This is a genomic window from Acinetobacter sp. WC-323, assembly GCF_000314615.1.
GTDB classification, from domain to species: Bacteria; Pseudomonadota; Gammaproteobacteria; order Pseudomonadales; family Moraxellaceae; genus Acinetobacter; species Acinetobacter courvalinii.
Genome location: NZ_AMZS01000037.1, coordinates 1 through 15,750 on the forward strand (window position 1 = coordinate 1; position 15,750 = coordinate 15,750).

General features: G+C 40.1%; 22 protein-coding genes. 6 read left to right on the forward strand and 16 right to left on the reverse strand.

Going from position 1 to position 15,750, the window contains the following annotated elements:
* On the reverse strand, positions 1-788 hold a 788-nt coding region (locus ACINWC323_RS10310), incomplete at its 3' end, for an IS5-like element IS17 family transposase (protein WP_009507051.1).
* A 9-nt stretch (positions 789-797) separates the two neighbouring features.
* Here ACINWC323_RS10310 and ACINWC323_RS10305 point away from each other — a divergent pair.
* The gene (locus ACINWC323_RS10305; RefSeq protein ID WP_155758130.1) at positions 798-1,115 is read left to right on the forward strand and encodes a hypothetical protein; all 318 of its coding nucleotides are present in this window, start codon (positions 798-800) and stop codon (positions 1,113-1,115) included.
* Between the two features lie 102 nt (positions 1,116-1,217).
* Positions 1,218-1,895, forward strand: a complete 678-nt coding sequence (locus ACINWC323_RS10300; protein ID WP_032881395.1) for a DUF421 domain-containing protein — start codon at positions 1,218-1,220, stop codon at positions 1,893-1,895.
* A gap of 64 nt (positions 1,896-1,959) precedes the next feature.
* Here the strand turns inward: ACINWC323_RS10300 and ACINWC323_RS10295 are convergent, their stop codons facing one another.
* The 5 genes from ACINWC323_RS10295 to ACINWC323_RS20260 all read right to left on the reverse strand — a co-directional run bounded on the left by ACINWC323_RS10295 (position 1,960) and on the right by ACINWC323_RS20260 (position 3,717).
* Positions 1,960-2,187, reverse strand: coding sequence for a hypothetical protein (locus ACINWC323_RS10295; protein ID WP_005285420.1), 228 nt, complete (start codon positions 2,185-2,187; stop codon positions 1,960-1,962).
* A gap of 58 nt (positions 2,188-2,245) precedes the next feature.
* A complete protein-coding gene (locus ACINWC323_RS10290; protein ID WP_009511636.1) occupies positions 2,246-2,674 on the reverse strand; it encodes a hypothetical protein in 429 nt (142 codons plus the stop codon).
* Between the two features lie 273 nt (positions 2,675-2,947).
* Complete coding sequence (locus ACINWC323_RS10285) at positions 2,948-3,214, reverse strand: hypothetical protein (protein WP_005230077.1); 267 nt, start codon at positions 3,212-3,214, stop codon at positions 2,948-2,950.
* A 58-nt stretch (positions 3,215-3,272) separates the two neighbouring features.
* Positions 3,273-3,464, reverse strand: coding sequence for a hypothetical protein (locus tag ACINWC323_RS10280; protein WP_009511681.1), 192 nt, complete (start codon positions 3,462-3,464; stop codon positions 3,273-3,275).
* A gap of 91 nt (positions 3,465-3,555) precedes the next feature.
* A complete protein-coding gene (locus tag ACINWC323_RS20260; RefSeq protein WP_009511715.1) occupies positions 3,556-3,717 on the reverse strand; it encodes a hypothetical protein in 162 nt (53 codons plus the stop codon).
* A gap of 325 nt (positions 3,718-4,042) precedes the next feature.
* Here ACINWC323_RS20260 and ACINWC323_RS10275 point away from each other — a divergent pair, with 325 nt between their 5' ends.
* Positions 4,043-4,225, forward strand: coding sequence for a hypothetical protein (locus ACINWC323_RS10275; RefSeq protein ID WP_005230073.1), 183 nt, complete (start codon positions 4,043-4,045; stop codon positions 4,223-4,225).
* A 247-nt stretch (positions 4,226-4,472) separates the two neighbouring features.
* Positions 4,473-4,940, forward strand: coding sequence for a hypothetical protein (locus ACINWC323_RS10270; RefSeq protein WP_009511729.1), 468 nt, complete (start codon positions 4,473-4,475; stop codon positions 4,938-4,940).
* 163 nt (positions 4,941-5,103) lie between these two features.
* On the opposite strand, the gene ACINWC323_RS10265 is transcribed toward ACINWC323_RS10270, so the two are convergent.
* From ACINWC323_RS10265 to ACINWC323_RS10255, 3 genes are all read right to left on the reverse strand, one after another.
* On the reverse strand, positions 5,104-5,649 hold the full coding sequence (locus tag ACINWC323_RS10265; protein ID WP_005230070.1) for a glycine zipper domain-containing protein: 546 nt from the start codon (positions 5,647-5,649) through the stop codon (positions 5,104-5,106).
* Between the two features lie 240 nt (positions 5,650-5,889).
* Entirely contained in the window at positions 5,890-6,369 is a 480-nt protein-coding gene (locus tag ACINWC323_RS10260) for a hemerythrin domain-containing protein (RefSeq protein WP_009511573.1), read from the reverse strand.
* Between the two features lie 156 nt (positions 6,370-6,525).
* The gene (locus ACINWC323_RS10255) at positions 6,526-6,978 is read right to left on the reverse strand and encodes a hypothetical protein (protein WP_009511604.1); all 453 of its coding nucleotides are present in this window, start codon (positions 6,976-6,978) and stop codon (positions 6,526-6,528) included.
* 294 nt (positions 6,979-7,272) lie between these two features.
* Between ACINWC323_RS10255 and ACINWC323_RS10250 the strand changes: the two genes are divergently transcribed.
* A complete protein-coding gene (locus ACINWC323_RS10250; protein WP_009511669.1) occupies positions 7,273-8,943 on the forward strand; it encodes an FMN-binding glutamate synthase family protein in 1,671 nt (556 codons plus the stop codon).
* Between the two features lie 55 nt (positions 8,944-8,998).
* Here ACINWC323_RS10250 and ACINWC323_RS10245 read toward each other — a convergent pair whose 3' ends face one another.
* The 7 genes from ACINWC323_RS10245 to ACINWC323_RS10215 form a co-directional block, all read right to left on the reverse strand.
* On the reverse strand, positions 8,999-9,652 hold the full coding sequence (locus ACINWC323_RS10245) for a hypothetical protein (protein WP_009511584.1): 654 nt from the start codon (positions 9,650-9,652) through the stop codon (positions 8,999-9,001).
* The gene (locus ACINWC323_RS10240; protein ID WP_009511626.1) at positions 9,653-10,381 is read right to left on the reverse strand and encodes a hypothetical protein; all 729 of its coding nucleotides are present in this window, start codon (positions 10,379-10,381) and stop codon (positions 9,653-9,655) included.
* 59 nt (positions 10,382-10,440) lie between these two features.
* Positions 10,441-10,959: a hypothetical protein gene (locus tag ACINWC323_RS10235; RefSeq protein ID WP_009511643.1), complete on the reverse strand. Its 519-nt coding sequence runs from the start codon at positions 10,957-10,959 to the stop codon at positions 10,441-10,443.
* Between the two features lie 82 nt (positions 10,960-11,041).
* On the reverse strand, positions 11,042-12,070 hold the full coding sequence (locus tag ACINWC323_RS10230) for an alpha/beta hydrolase (protein ID WP_005230055.1): 1,029 nt from the start codon (positions 12,068-12,070) through the stop codon (positions 11,042-11,044).
* Positions 12,070-13,203, reverse strand: a complete 1,134-nt coding sequence (locus ACINWC323_RS10225; protein WP_009511624.1) for a YdcF family protein — start codon at positions 13,201-13,203, stop codon at positions 12,070-12,072. The genes ACINWC323_RS10230 and ACINWC323_RS10225 overlap by 1 nt, the downstream gene beginning before the upstream one ends.
* A gap of 8 nt (positions 13,204-13,211) precedes the next feature.
* On the reverse strand, positions 13,212-14,246 hold the full coding sequence (murB, locus tag ACINWC323_RS10220; protein WP_005285400.1) for a UDP-N-acetylmuramate dehydrogenase: 1,035 nt from the start codon (positions 14,244-14,246) through the stop codon (positions 13,212-13,214).
* 13 nt (positions 14,247-14,259) lie between these two features.
* Positions 14,260-14,769: a low molecular weight protein-tyrosine-phosphatase gene (locus ACINWC323_RS10215; protein WP_009511686.1), complete on the reverse strand. Its 510-nt coding sequence runs from the start codon at positions 14,767-14,769 to the stop codon at positions 14,260-14,262.
* A gap of 811 nt (positions 14,770-15,580) precedes the next feature.
* Here ACINWC323_RS10215 and ACINWC323_RS20475 point away from each other — a divergent pair.
* Entirely contained in the window at positions 15,581-15,712 is a 132-nt protein-coding gene (locus tag ACINWC323_RS20475; RefSeq protein WP_009511629.1) for a hypothetical protein, read from the forward strand.
* Positions 15,713-15,750 lie beyond the last annotated feature (38 nt).

The window sequence follows — 15,750 nt, forward strand, 5'->3', positions numbered from 1 at the left end:
TCAACCAAACTTCGGCGATGATAGCCTGACCATTTTTTCCATAGTGTCCTACCTAAACGTTTAATTGTTCGAAGTAATTCATTTCGCTCTAGCGAGCTACTCTTTGTATCTTTCCATGGTTTCGCATTTTTTCTAGGTGGAATCACCGCATGTGCTTGCCGATCTGCAATGACCTGACGGCATTGCTTGGTGTCATAAGCTCCATCGGTATAAACAGAGTCAATCTGCTCATCTTGTGGAATCTGATTAAGTAAATCACCAAGCACCTGTGAATCACAGACATTATTGGTTGTGAGCTGAATAGCGCGTATTTGTAGGGTTTTGGCATCTATACCAATATGTAGTTTACGCCATTGGCGACGATATTCAGCTCCATGTTTCTTGCGTTTCCATTCGCCCTCACCTAGAAACTTCATCCCTGTAGAGTCTACGAGTAGATGCAGCCCATCGCTACTTTTTTGGTAGCTGATTGCAATATCAATATGCTTTTGTCTTCTACAAAGCGTACTGTAATCTGGTGCGGTCCAATTTAATCCGCAAAGTTTAATCAGACTTTGCACAAAGCCAGTGACCATACGTAAAGATAGACGGAATAAGGATTTAATCATTAAGCAGCATTGGATGGCTGCGTCGGAGTAGGTTTGATTTCGCCCTTGTTTGCCTTTTGATGGAGCATACCATTGCGTAGCAGGATCAAACCAAAGGGCAATATTTCCGCGATTAATGAGTGCTCGGTTATATGCGGGCCAATTGGTTGTGCGGTAGATTTTGTGTGTAGGCTTCTTCATTTGAAAATTATATCGCTGAAAAAGCCTTTACAGATAGGTTTGTGCAACAAAGCCAGTATCGATCCAAATGATCATTGGCGTGAAAGCTATGTGACTCGTCCTTATTATCAGGAAGCTTCACTGGATACACCAGACCTCGATTACGATCGGGACTTTTCCAAAGCATATGAGTTAGGCAGCCGCGCACGATCTGAACACGATCGTAATACCCAGTTCGAAGATGTAGAAGGCAATCTGAAAGAATCTTGGGAAGAGCTGAAAGCCGAATCAAGATTAAAATGGGAACAGGCCAAACAAGCCATCAAAGATGCCTGGGATAAAATGTAGTCCCTGCTCTCCTATAAAAAAATGAGCTTATTTAAAACATAAGCTCATTTTTATTGCGTAGAATATAAGCACTTACAAATTATAAGAAAGAGTAAATCAATAATGGATCTTATCGGTGTTTTCATCCACGATACGACTTGGGAGCTGGTCGTAGAAATCATCATTCGCTGTTGTGTCATGTTTCTGCTTATCCTGATTTTTTTGAAGCTGTCTGGGAAACGTGGCATTCGACAACTTTCAATCTTTGAGGTCGCTATCATTCTGAGTTTAGGCAGTGCCGCCGGCGATCCAATGTTTGTTGATGATGCACCGATTGCCCAAGCTTTCGTGGTCATGTGTACCATCATTATTTTATATCGCCTGGTGACATGGGCCATGATGAAAAGCAAGAAAGTGGAAATCCTGCTGGAAGGAAAACCACTTTGTATTGTCGAAGATGGCTTGATGGTGATACAGGATATGAGAAAAGAAAAATATTCCCATGATGAATTTTTTGCAGAAATGCGCCAGCAAAGTGTTGAACATCTCGGACAAGTCAAAGTCGCTTTGCTTGAAACTGATGGCTGTTTAAGTCTGCTGTTCTATGCCAATGATGACACAAAATGGGGATTGCCACTATTTCCAAACCATTATAAAAAGACAGATCAACTAAATCCGGCACTTTTTTATTCGTGTATGTACTGTGGTATGACCCAACATTTAAAGCATTTGCAGCAAAAATGCCCACGTTGCAAAGGAAAAGATTGGGCAGAGGCTTTAAATACGCCTCACATCAACTAGCAAAGAGTCTTCACACTAGCGTGCAATGTGGCGCCTCGTTTACGGTACGGCGCAGCACATTTTTTCAACTGCCAATACGGAAAACTTTTCCAGTCCGTGGATGGGTAAAGGTTAGGTCATCATTCAGCGGGATCACTTTATCGGTAATGACCACTTTAAATAAAGGTGACCAGGAAAAATCATTTATATTTACATCTATCGGGGGCAGTTTTTCATAAATCTGCTCCACAATAATTTTATCTCCTGCTTCACTACTCGCATCAACTTCTTTTAACATATATTGTTTCGACATCTTAAAAACTCCTGTTTCAAAATAATCGTGGCAAAATACGAAAGATTATTTTATTTCATTAAATCGGTTCTTTGTCTTTAAAGTATGAAATAATTTCTTCACCACTATTTTTAGTTTTACTCACAATATTACCTGAATCATCATAATAATAATTCGGCATCACTACCTTATTTTTTAGTTTTGTTTCAGTCTTCTTGGTAGAAACAATCAGTTTCTCTACAAAGCCTGATAGCCACAGTATGTATTCGCCTTTATTTTTACTTTTTGGTAAAATACTCACGTCCAGATCAATCGATAATGCTTTTGATTTCATTAATAAGTCTTCGAAATTAATATAATTATAAAGCATTTTAAAATCTGAATCTTTGGCAGCATTCCTTAACTCAATCATTAAATTATTAAGATCTTCTACATGATCATCAGTGAACTCATATTTTGTTTGAACCTGATCATAAATTTGTTCTGCTATTTTTAAATATTGATGCATGACATTATTCCTTTATATTCTATTTAGGAATTTTGCAGTATTTACAGTAATCAATTGTTAATATTGTTTTAAGTTATGAAATAGCCCTTAAGCTTCATATACATAAACACTACATGATAAGTGAATTAAAATGCATTAACACAATTTAATGTGATTAAAATCACAATAAAAACTGTCTAGGCTATTATTTAATTTTTGGTCCGCTATCAATAATAAAAATGACTAAAGTATGAGCTTGGTACTTTAGTCATTTTTCCCAACGGGTCTTTTGACTTATGAAGCTGGGGATTGTCCTGAATTTGAAGTCGTATTACCTGTCTGCACACCTGATGTACCTTGATCGTTCATCATTGCTGGTGCTGATGAATGCTGCATATCATCATGCATTTCATTATTAGGGCTTACAGGTGCTGCCTCCATAGAATGAGGTGTGGTGGTTTCACCTTTGGTCATTGGATCATCGGCATCCCGGTTTTTATCACAGCCAGCAAAGGCAAATACACAACATAATGCTAGACTTTTCACGTATAAATTCTTCATTTTTCATTACCTCTCACTTGGTTAATTGAGTAACTCAGATGAATCTTAAAGAACTGCTCTATTCATCCATCATCCACACACACTTCTTTTTACGTTCATGTTGCAATCGGCTTTTTCGACGCTCAGATAAATGTTTGTGATGTTTAGCTGAATCTCGCTCCCACTCATCGATATCCATCATGCTGTCTAGGACATATTCAGCGTTATAAGGGGACTTGGAACCGATCAATTGATTATCTTTGGTACTCATCTATTATTTCCTTATACTTATACTCGACTTTATATTTAGCAAAATTTAGGCTTAATATAAGGGAAGCTTGATTACAAGCTTCCCTTTCAAATTATTTCAGGAACTTGCTCAGCACTTTCTTGCCTTTTACGCTATCGCCCATGCTCAGATCATCATCTTTTTTCTCATCAGATAATTTATTTTTATCTTTATGAGACTTATAATAACAACCTAGAGCAACACCAGTTCCTAAAGTCAAAATCGTTTTTAACATGTGGCACCTCTTAATGTATTTAAGCAACCTCTATACTGAAGATTAATCATGTAAATTTCCCTGTTACTTTTTTTACTTTTCTTAAGAAATGCAATCTTATGTAATTATAAAAATTATACACCACAACCAAATATCATTTTAACTTATTGAAAAATACATATTAAATTCAGAACCTATGTGTTTCTATATTATTCAATATATATCTCGAAACAAGTTAATAGAAAGGTATAACAACTTTCAAAACCAAAACAAATGATATAAAGAAATTAATTTCGATGCATATATGCTCATACTTTCATAATTATTTGGGAAAGGAGAAATAATAATGGCTAAAATCAAAGCTTTTGAAGCGGGTTCAATTCAAACATTAGAACACACCATCAATGACTGGCTGAGAAATGAACTTACCCAGAATAATCATCAGGTCAATATTAAATTTATGAGTCATTCGTATGGCAGTGAAAATGACCAAAAGTTTACAGCATTAATTGTTTATGAATATTGCTAATTGAGCACAAACGCAAGGTCTAATATTGCGAAAAATAATATTAGACCTTGTTGGGTTATATATTATAAAAAGCTAGATAACAGATAAAAACAGAACAGCACCTTGAGCAAACCTAAGTTATTCTTCCAATACTGCTATTTAGTTGCATAAAGCTCCTATTACTCACAAGAACAGGCACAACACTCACAATAAAAAACCTAAAACTCTTCATAATCTCTACATAGCTTGGATTTCGGGAGAGTAAGATATGCCACAATATTTACGTATAGCTGAAACAGTTTATCGACAAGTAAAGGAAAATAAAGACTTCCGGCAGGATCCATTAGAAAATTTAAATAATTTAATGATTGAGATTCGAAAAGAACTCAAAGGGTCTAAATTAAAATTACTTTATAACTTTATTGACTTTGAAGAATGTCTGAACAGGCCCAATGCTGAATGTAAGGTTAAACTGGATGTGAGCCTTATTCCGGCGATAAAAAATGAAGGTGAATTCATCTTGTGGTTAGCAGGTTTTATCCAAAGAATTACCACCGACGGAAAGAGAAAGCTCCCGCCTATTCGTAAAGAGATTCCTCCAGAATTTAAATACACCTCACCTAAAGCACCTCAGAAAACTGCACCTGTTCAGCCAGAATACTCTAAAAGTGGCGAGCTGATTAATTCCTATTTTAAATCAGATGAATTTATGGAAGCATTTAATAAAAGCCACTAATTCAAGAAAATAGAAGTGGGCTCTTGACCGTTCACACTTCTATGATTTGCTGACCAGTTTCAGCTACCGCCTGTACGGGCGGTTTTCTTTTTTCTACGCATACCACTACATAAAAAAACCCTGTTCTTAAAGAACAGGGCTTGGAGACTTCAACTTTAAACCATTATTTGGATAGATCTGTCGTCCGGTTCCATGCATCTCGTGAAGCATGGCGTGCTTCATCCCAAGATAAACGCGAGTCCGCTTTCCCTTCTTGATCCCAGTGTGTTCTTAATTCTGGTTCAACATCTTCAAAGGCCACGTCTGGCTCATAGCCATAACGTTTTTCATAGCCTACCCGATAAGCACCACGATAATCACGATCATAGTCCAGATCAGGATACTTGGCTTTGGCCTCATTATAATAAGGCTGATTCAGGTAATTTTCGCGCCAGTAGGCATCTTCTACAGTCGGATCAATCGCCTCACCCACCGCATTACCGGTTAAACCACCAACAAAGGCACCTACGGCACCTCCTACCAGTGTACCCACAGGTCCACCTGCACTACCGATTGCGGCACCTGCTACCGCACCACCTGCTGCCCCAACACCTGTTCCAACCGGATGCGAACCTGGTTCACCGGTAATTGGATCAGCATTTAATTCTTTTTTTACTTCATCAGATGAGTTCTTAATACGCTCACGATCATATTGGTCATTATTTGTCATGGTTATTCTCCTTAAAAAAATAATTTACTTGAAACCTTATGCTTAAATAGAAGTTTCAATTCATGTACGCTTTACAGTTTTAGACTAGATAACTTCTTTGTTAAAAACCGTTATAAGAATTTTTTTTAAGTTAATGACGATGATTTAAAGTAAAGCAGGAAATATATTGAAATAGATCGAGAAACTTAATGAAATAAAAACCCTCATAAAGAGGGTCTTAATACATTAACTTTTTTACATTTAGCTCAGACTATCTTTGTCTTTATTTAAATATTTTATATATTCGGCCTGATATTTTTCTGCCAGCTCCAGTTTTTGATCATCTACTAAAATTTTACCCGCTTGCTGGAAAAAACTATGTTCTTCCTCTTTAAGATGATGATGAACCACTTCAGATAATTTCTTGGCTATCGCCAGCCATCCCGGATTACTAAACTCGGTCTCTGTAAGCTGTTCGAGCAACTCATCCATTTCATGGTGCTCTGCTAAAGCATGACGGGTAATATTCAGCCCCGCATCAGACATCATTAATGGAATATAAAGATAGCGATCTTCAGCAACCGCATGAGCAAATAGTTCATTTTTTAATAAATCAAAAAGCTCTCTTCTTTCAGGGCTATCGCCCGAAGTTTTCACTAACTTTTCAGAAAACTCTCTTTGCTTTTCATGGCTTTCTCGTAAAGCTTCAAATATGGTTAATACTTTTTCACGTTTTGGCATTGTTGGTCTCTTTGGGCTATAGTGAAAAATTTACACTAAAAATCAGCCAGATATAAAATTCTACAAGCTTGCTCTATTTCTTATCTGGAACTGATTTTTATCTACGAAAGGAGTATTGAACGGGTTCAATACTCCTTCATGATCGTAACACTGAAATTAGTGTTGATTGAAGCCATTTAGAAAATCTCCACTCTTGAAATAGGAGATAATTTGCTCACTGTTTTTATCTGGGCTCATCACATTGATCTGCCTGAGATCACTAGTGACGGTAAATTCAGGCGGAATATTATCGACGATAGGAGGAATCCTTTTTTTCCCACCGACGGTAATTTTTTCAATAAATCCTGCCAGCCAGAGCACATATTCATCCTGATATTTATAATTTGGAATCAGACTGACATCGATATTCAGGTAACCATCTATAAGCTGGTTCTTAAAACCAGAATTAAACTCAATAAAATTGTAAATAAGCTTCATATCGGTACCCTTCAGCTCTTTACGGATTTGTTTGAGTAAATCATTGATATATTCGACTGGGGCTTGCGTAAACTTTTTTTCGTCTTTAAGGTTCTTATAAACTTTTTCAGCAATACGCAAATATTGTGGCATTTCGAGGGTCCTCCACTTTTTTGTATTCTGGCTTATTATCTAAAATTCAGTTTTTCTATTTGTAATCATTCTTACATTTATTGTGTTGTTTATTGCTGCTTTGCTACAGATTCATATTTTGTCATAAATAAGTCATCTTAGCTTTACTAAAGCTTGCGTTTTATCTTCAAATAAAGAGGTATCGCACTTATTTTATAAGAGAATAATTCTCATATCTAACAATTCGTTACTTGTGGTTCAGGCAGGTTCTTGGCATCGTTTGTCAGTTGCTTTATTTTTAGGAATCTCCTGCCAATGGCTAGTCCAGCACAAGCGATAAGACATAAATTACTTAACACTTTCTTTTCAAGACATTCTGTTTGGTTTCTTTGTATTTTCATTGCTTTAAGTATTACCTGGTTCAAAACAATTTATACCCCGCATAGTATTTATTATTTTATTTCAGACACCTTGTTAAACGGACTCTGGCTGGTAAGCAGTTTACTCAGCCTGGTCGGCCTGCATGATTTATTACAAAAGAAACATGCCATTTTAAGAAACTATCCGATTCTTGGGCATTTCCGCTTTATTTTTGAAGATGTCCGCCCGGAAATCCGTCAGTACTTTATTGAGTCCGATCAGGATGCATTACCCTTTTCGCGCATGCAACGTAGTCTGGTCTATCAACGTGCCAAGAATGAGAATGCAGATAAACCCTTTGGTTCCATCATTGATGTGTATGATCCCAATTACCGTTTTATTGTTCACTCGATTGCACCTTGTCCTCCCTCTGATCCAGCGTCCTTCCGCGTACAGATTGGTAATGCACAATGTAGCCAGCCCTACAGCGCATCGATTATGAATATTTCTGCGATGAGTTTTGGCAGTTTAAGTGCCAATGCAATTCGTGCCCTCAATAAAGGTGCCGCGCTGGGTAAGTTTTATCATGACACAGGCGAAGGCAGCTTAAGTCCTTATCATTTAGAAAATGGTGGTGACATTGTCTGGCAAATTGCCAGCGGCTATTTCGGCTGCCGTACTCCACAAGGTCTGTTTTCACCGGAAAAATTTGCTGAACAGGCGAAAAACCCGAAGATCAAAATGATCGAGGTGAAACTGTCTCAAGGTGCAAAACCGGGTCATGGCGGTATTTTGCCAAAGCATAAGATTACTGAGGAAATTGCTGCAATCCGTGGTATTTCGCGTGAGCATGACTGTATTTCACCATCTAAGCATCCAAGCTTTAACACCCCGATTGAAATGATGCATTTTATCCAGCAGCTTCGTGAACTGTCGGGTGGTAAACCGGTTGGCTTTAAGCTATGTATCGGTCAGCCGTGGCAATTTATGAGCATTGTCAAAGCCATGCTGGAAACTAAAATTGTTCCTGATTTTGTGGTGGTTGATGGTTCAGAAGGCGGTACCGGTGCCGCACCAATCGAGTTCAGCGACTATATTGGTACACCGTTAAGAGAAGGTTTGCGTTTTGTACATAATACCCTGGTCGGTGCCGGTTTACGTGATCAGATCAAGATCGGTGCCAGTGGTAAAATGATCAGTGCCTTTGATATTGCCAGCACTTTTGCCTTGGGCGCAGATTGGGTCAATTCTGCACGTGGCTTCATGTTTGCGGTAGGCTGTATTCAGGCACAAAGCTGTCATACCAACCAATGTCCAGTTGGCGTTGCCACCCAAGATAAAGACCGTCAAAAAGCACTGGATGTACCAAGTAAAGCCGAACGTGTTTTTAACTTCCATAAAAATACCCTGCATGCTCTTTCTGAAATGATTGCAGCTGCTGGCCTAAATCATCCTTCAGAAATCAAGGCACACCATTTAGCTCAACGTATGAATGATCGTGAAATTAAAAACTATGCACAGATCCATTTCTTCCTGAAAGAAAATGAGTTGTTACTGGGCGATTTGAAAGATGAAGACAATTTCTACTATCGGATGTGGAAACTTGCCGACCCAAATCATTTCTAATTTATGTAAAAAAGCCACTTTAAAGTGGCTTTTTTATGGCTTGTATAAAAATCAATTACCGGCTAATCAAGCGATAAATGCCAAAGATTGCAAGCATCAGGATCAGCAGAAATTTCAGATAAGCAGTCCAGTTGTATTGTGAGCCCTTACCCTGCCAGATTTGTACTTCTACAGACTGGAACTGCAGGTTTGAGGCTTCTATCAATTCCGCATGCACTGCATAATTGATTCCGTTATTTGACTCACTTACTGAAAATGGATCTGAGCTCACCACCAGCAATATCGGCTCATTGGCATCGTAATGATGCGAATCATTGCTTTGAAAGACTTCAGGATGATAGCCATTTGAAGTTTCACTTTGAACACCCCCAATCCACTTCAACACGGTTTCTCCGGCTTGCACGGTGCTCCCTTTCACAACCAGCACAAAACGATAAGGATTTTGGGCTGCATCAGCCTGAAAGCTGATTCCGACATTCGGTCTTTGAAAGGTGTCTTTTGGAGGATCACTGACTGCCTTGTTTAAGGCCTGAATCTCACTCGGAGTCAACAGGATCGAGTTCACCAGCTTTTCGCCATATTCTCCAGCTTTAGGCGCATGCCTCACCTGACCACATGCAGTGATGATGATGCTGATACTCACTATTAATAAAATTCGAATCCAATTCATATGCAAATTGAGATGAGCATGTTTACCAAATCTTTGCATTTAAAATACACTCACCGCAATATGACGATCCAGCATCCAGCGAATCACCGGGCCTTGTTTTTCCACAGGTAAAGACAAAATATATTCGAACGTTCGTATCACGACTTCACACTGTTTATTTTTGTCTGGTGCAGTCTCACCGGCATTGAGCAGATCGGCATCAGCCGCATAATCCTGTCTTAACTTTTCAGCAATTTCAGTCCATTCTGGTGGCGCTTGCATACGATCGACCACTGAACGTGAACCTTGATGGGTTAACATATAATTCAGTGCGGCAGCGGTCTGTTGCTGCGTAGCAATACTGAGTAAATTTCTTCGTTGATCGATTGTGGTTTTAGCGTACAGCGGAAATGCGATAGGAAAGCAAGCACCCTTGCGTTTGGCATCATAAAGTTGCTGTAAATAAGCTTTTGTCCATAACCGTTGCCCTTCATCATCTGCCTGCTTTTCGACTATCTCCCGAAGCTTCCACCACAATGTGCTGCTGACTGTGGCCAGCATTTCTTCAGGTTGAACGGTCGCATTGGCCGTTTGCTGAATCGTTTCGTAATCTTTAATTGCATGTTGTTTAAGTGGTTGTAGTAAAACAATCTGATCCAGAAGGTTCTGACGTTGTTCAACTGGACTGTTCTGTGCAGCTTGTCCTGATGTTAACTCGTGCTGTGAACAACGATTTAACAAAAAGAAAACAGCGAAAATTACCCCGATGACCATCAATGCTGCTCTCATTGCGCATTTCCTTGTTATTTTAATATGTGAAAATAAATTACTTTAAGATCAAAACGTCATTAACGTTTAATTGAACAGGTGGAACTGGTCTGCGTCACCAAAGTATTGGTAGCGGCATTGCAACTGAGATAAATTCCCCCATCTTCAGTACACACGCTTGCGGCATACAGCTGAGGATTATTTTCCAGTAATTGCGCTGGTCGATCTGTATAACGGGCGAATCTCTGCAATGCCTGAATGCGTTGTTTACATTGGCTGAACTCAAGTATGGTTTTTTGAAATTCGGATCTAGAGGTCACTGTTCTGGTTGTATTGCTTGCCAGATCCTGCGTATAAGCATTGTTCTCATGCGTGATGGCTTGCTGCCGTTGTTGTTGCAGCTGCCGGCAATCACCGCTAAAGCCATCAGCCGCCGAACCGGTACACGCTGTTTTCTGGCTTGCCTGAATCGCACATGGCCGACTTTGATAGGCTGTACCCTGACGGGTTACACATTTATACAGCTCTTCAGCACAAACCGGAAAGGTCGCACCGAGCAGAATCAAGACACAAAAACCCCTTAATGTACCTTTTTTCATGATTTCCCCGAATATCTAATTCATTGATATTTTTTATAATATTCGAGATTCTATCACTTAAATAATGGCTAAAAAAGCGAAATCAATAATAATAATGGTTAGGTTTGGCATGCAAAAATGCCGGAATCAGCCCTGTGAGTGCGGCACGAATATCTGCCCGTTCATTGATCAGCTGATGTGAGCCTTCTTCCAACATCAACAAGGTCTGTAGTCTAAACTTACGGCGGATGTATTCAATGTTATAACGCCAGTCCACCGTTTGATCGAGCGCTCCCTGCGCCAGCCATACCGGAATACGGCAAGCCGGACGCTGTTCCATTTCCAGCATCCATTTCGACATCGCCAGAATCCAGTCCATACCCATCATACGAGGCTGTAAAGGATCGGTTAAACGGATAAAACGCAGAAACTCGGGATTGTGATTATTACGACGGAAATGTCGTGGTACCTGACTCTTGATACGGCGAATAATGCCCAGCCCGACCGAGTTATGCCACCATGCCGTTTTCGCAGGCCGAATTAACGGAGAGAGCAATAATACCCGATCAACAATCGGGTCTTCACGCCGTTCAGCAAATTCCAGTAAATGATGCATCCAGATGGCACCGCCCGTACTTTGACCGATTCCCAGCCACGGCTTCGGTAATTGTCTGGCGCCACGTACTGCATCATAAACCGCATGCAAGACTTGCTGATAATGATCAAAATTTTGAATACTGGCCGGTGAACCATTGCTCAGCCCATGCCCCGGAAGATCATAGGTCAGCACGCTAAAGCCCTGATCCAGAATTTCCTTGATAATCGGCTGATAGATGCCACTATGTTCCAGATAACCATGCAACAGGCAAACGGTACCCTGAATCTTTTGCTGCTTCGGCTGGAACACCTGTACATGTAAACGGAACAATGGCATTTCCACATAACCCTGCCAATGCTCGCAATCCAGCACGTTTAAACCATAGAGTTTACGATAGGCCTGTAGTGGTTTAGATGGTTCAGCAATAACGGATAAATCCAAAGGTTCCAGCACCTGCGGCGTGGTTTCCCGATTTGGCACAGGTAAATCCAGTTGTTTTAGAATTGTCGGATTTAAAAATGGAATATTGGACATTAGGGTATCTCTCGACAATCACTTGAACCAATCAACATATCACGAATTGTAGCCAGCATTTCGTAGTTCGCTCGGCGACTGTGGTCATAGTTTTGTTCGCTCGGACGCCAGTCTGTTAAGGTCGTTGGCATAGGTGCAATCACAGGAACCGTTTCAATACCGCTTAAGGCAAATAAACGGCGGGTACGCGGCATGTGATATTCATCGGTAATCAGAATCACTGTCGGTGCACCGCCTTTCTTTTGCAGCAATAACGAGCTGAATCTGGTGTTTTCACAGGTATTCATACTTCTATTTTCAAGTAGCTTGGCTTCTATACCGCGCTCTTTGAGCCATGCCTGCATATAGGGTGCTTCAACGCCGCTCAAGACAATTGGTAGAGCATATTGCTTTTCGACTTCAAGGGTTTTCTCCAGACGCAAACGGGTGTAATTGTTGACCACAATATCTTTACCGTTCGCGCCGAGTGTTAAACCACCACCCAGCACCACAATCGCATTGGGCTGAGACATACTTTGTGGTTCAGGTACACCGTCTTTATTCTTTTTCAGCTCAACCAGATCTTTATTGGTTTCATCCTTATCCTCTTCATTGACGGGTAACTCAATAGGATAGGTCTCAAGAAAAGCCATATATTTACCCATCAGCGCCTGATTGTCCGGGGTATTCCACTGTAAAAAGTCTAATGGTGTAGTGATGGTCACCGCTGAACTGGCCTGATCCTGATCAGCTCGCTCCCCCATCAATGGAATAGCTGTCTGCTTCTTTTCTTCAGCACTTTCTTTTTCCTGCTCTTCAGCAATCAGCTGTTGAAGCAATTTATAACGGGCCTGAATTAACCTTAAATCTTCAGATTGTTCAGACTGAAAGGACTTTTCCATCAGCTTGAGATAGGCTTGGCGTGCAATCCACAGATTCGAACCCGGTTCCAAAGTCTCATGCTCACTTAAAGCGGCCGGCTTCTGGCTTTGTGCAGCGACTTCATTCACGTCGACAGGCACAAAGCGGTTCAGCCCTTTCACCACCAGTTGTGAATAAAAAGGCGAATATAAAAAAAGTACAAAACAGCCCAATAGCACAAAGAGTATGGTAATTACCCGTACTAAACTGACCATCCAATGCACTTTAGCCATAAATCTCCTCATCCACGATGGGCTTGAATCAAACCACATTCACTATATAACACAGGTTCAGGCTCTAGCTGAATACTAAACTTTTGTTTTACATCACTTTGTACAGCCTGATAGGTTTTTTGTACGTCAGTGAGTGCGGCGTCGGCATAGTTGACCAGGACCAAGGCCTGTTTATGAAACATGCCAACTGGCCCTAATTGCTTACCTTTCCAGCCTGTTTGGTCAATCAACCAGCCTGCTGCCACTTTAACATTGCTGTTCGGCTGTGGATAATGCGGTATGTTTGGAAATTGTTGAGTAATTTTGTCAAATTCGGTTTGCGACAAGACCGGGTTTTTGAAAAAACTGCCCACATTTGGAAATTCTTTAGGATCGGGTAATTTGCTTTGACGAATCAGGATGACCTGATTTTGCAAATTTTCTGCACTGAGCTGATCACCTACTGCTTGTTTTAAATCCCCATAATTTAATCTGAGATCTGCTTTTTTCAGTAATTTAAAAGTGACACTCACAATGATGTAACGGTTAGGATCATCCTTGAAAATGCTATGACGATAGGCAAACTGGCATGCCTGAGCCGGAATCGAATCAAACTGCTTCAGTTGACGATCGTAAACCTGAACAGAGTCAATAAACTCTCCTGCTTCAACCCCGTAAGCACCAATATTCTGGACTGGCGATGCACCGACCAGACCCGGGATCAAAGCCAGATTTTGTAAACCGAACCACTGCTGCTCGGTGCTATATAAAACAAAGTCGTGCCAGACCTGACCTGCACCCACTTTAACACTAACCGTATCGGCATCCTGAGCAACAACTTCAATGCCCTGAATATTCAAATGAACCACTAGGGCCTGTATATGCTGTGGCAGTAATACATTACTCCCGCCAGACAGTACCAGCACATTGAGCCCGTGCTGCTCAGCAAAATCCAGCGCTGCAATGATGTCATCTGCCTGATTGATCTGGACATAATGTGAAGCAATAGCATTAAGATTTAATGTATTTAAACGCTTAAGCGAAACCTGCTGTTGTACTTGCATGTTAAATTAAATCCTATAACCCTGCTTTTAATTGCTTTTTAAAAATATCGACCCATGCCTGACTGCTCGATTCACACTGATCCAGCACCCGATCAAAACCGTCTACACCGCCGTAATAAGGATCTGGAACTGCCTGCTGGCCAAATTCAGGATCATGTTCACTCATCAAGGCAATTTTTGCCCGAATCTGCGCTGCACCAAATTGCTGGGTTGCTTTTTGCATCAGCGCCTGAATATCATCAAAGTTCTCATGATCCATTGCCAGAATCAGATCAAACTCCACAAAATCATCTAACTGGATTTGTCTTGCGCGCAATGCTGACAGATCATAACCACGTTGCATTGCATGTTGCTGACTGCGTGCATCAGGTGCCTTGTTGGGATGATAATTACTGGTGCCTGCCGAATCGATCACCACGTCCAAGCCATGGGCATGACAATAATGTCTGAGAATTGCCTCTGCAGTGGGAGATCGGCAAATATTGCCTAAACAGACACATAACACCTTATATTGTGCTGTCATTAGCTATACATTCCAACATACTGTTCTATAAGGAGATTAAAATATTGCATGCAAAATTCCTGCAAAATAAAGGCAAACCTGTTCAATGTGATTCTGCATGAGCTGACCACGTTGATCTCAGGCTATTCTGTCAAAAATTGCGTTGATTTGAAAGGAAATAGTGTTGATCTCTTTTGAATATTCTGTATGAATATGTTCTTTTTCGGAACGAGTAATACATTATCGCCATCAATCAGTCTGCATAAGCCATTCATAATCACCAGACAGATCAACCAAATTTATTTCTAAAGAGCGAGTATGCTCATCTGAAAGCTTAAGAAATCACTTTTATGCTCAGAAAATATCTCTTGAGTTAAGCCAAATAAGGCTAGGTCTTTGAGTTCTTATTTTGATCAGAAAAAACTTAAAGGATATAACAGAGATGTCAGCATTTTTAATTATTATTGGATTTATTCTGGCTTTGTCCGGAATGATCTTTGGACCGCATCTATTTGCTAAGCACATAACAAATATCCAGGAAGCCAAAGCCATGAGCTTTTTATGTATGCTGCCAGGCGTATTGAGCTTGGCAATTGGTTTCTATCTGAGACAAGTACTAAAAACGTCCTGCTCTTGCATTTATAAGATTAAAGTTAAAGTAAAGCCCTGACTAAATCATTAAATATACATACAGGTCTGTATACAAACCCAATTATCAATTACCATAAAATGTAACAATACAATTTCATTTTAATTGCAATATATATCACATGATTTATACATTTTTATAAATCTAATTATTACTTTAAAAATCTTAACTTGAGGGTTTCCCATGAAAAAGATACTGCTTACATTCACTACATTACTGGCAATTTCTACTGCTGCAATGGCAACTGATCTCAGTCCGAAGCATGACACGATTCGCGGCGGTGGTTGTGGCTTTAGCTGTGGTGGTGGCCATTAACATCTAAAATTAATATACAACCTCAGCACAGCCAGTAA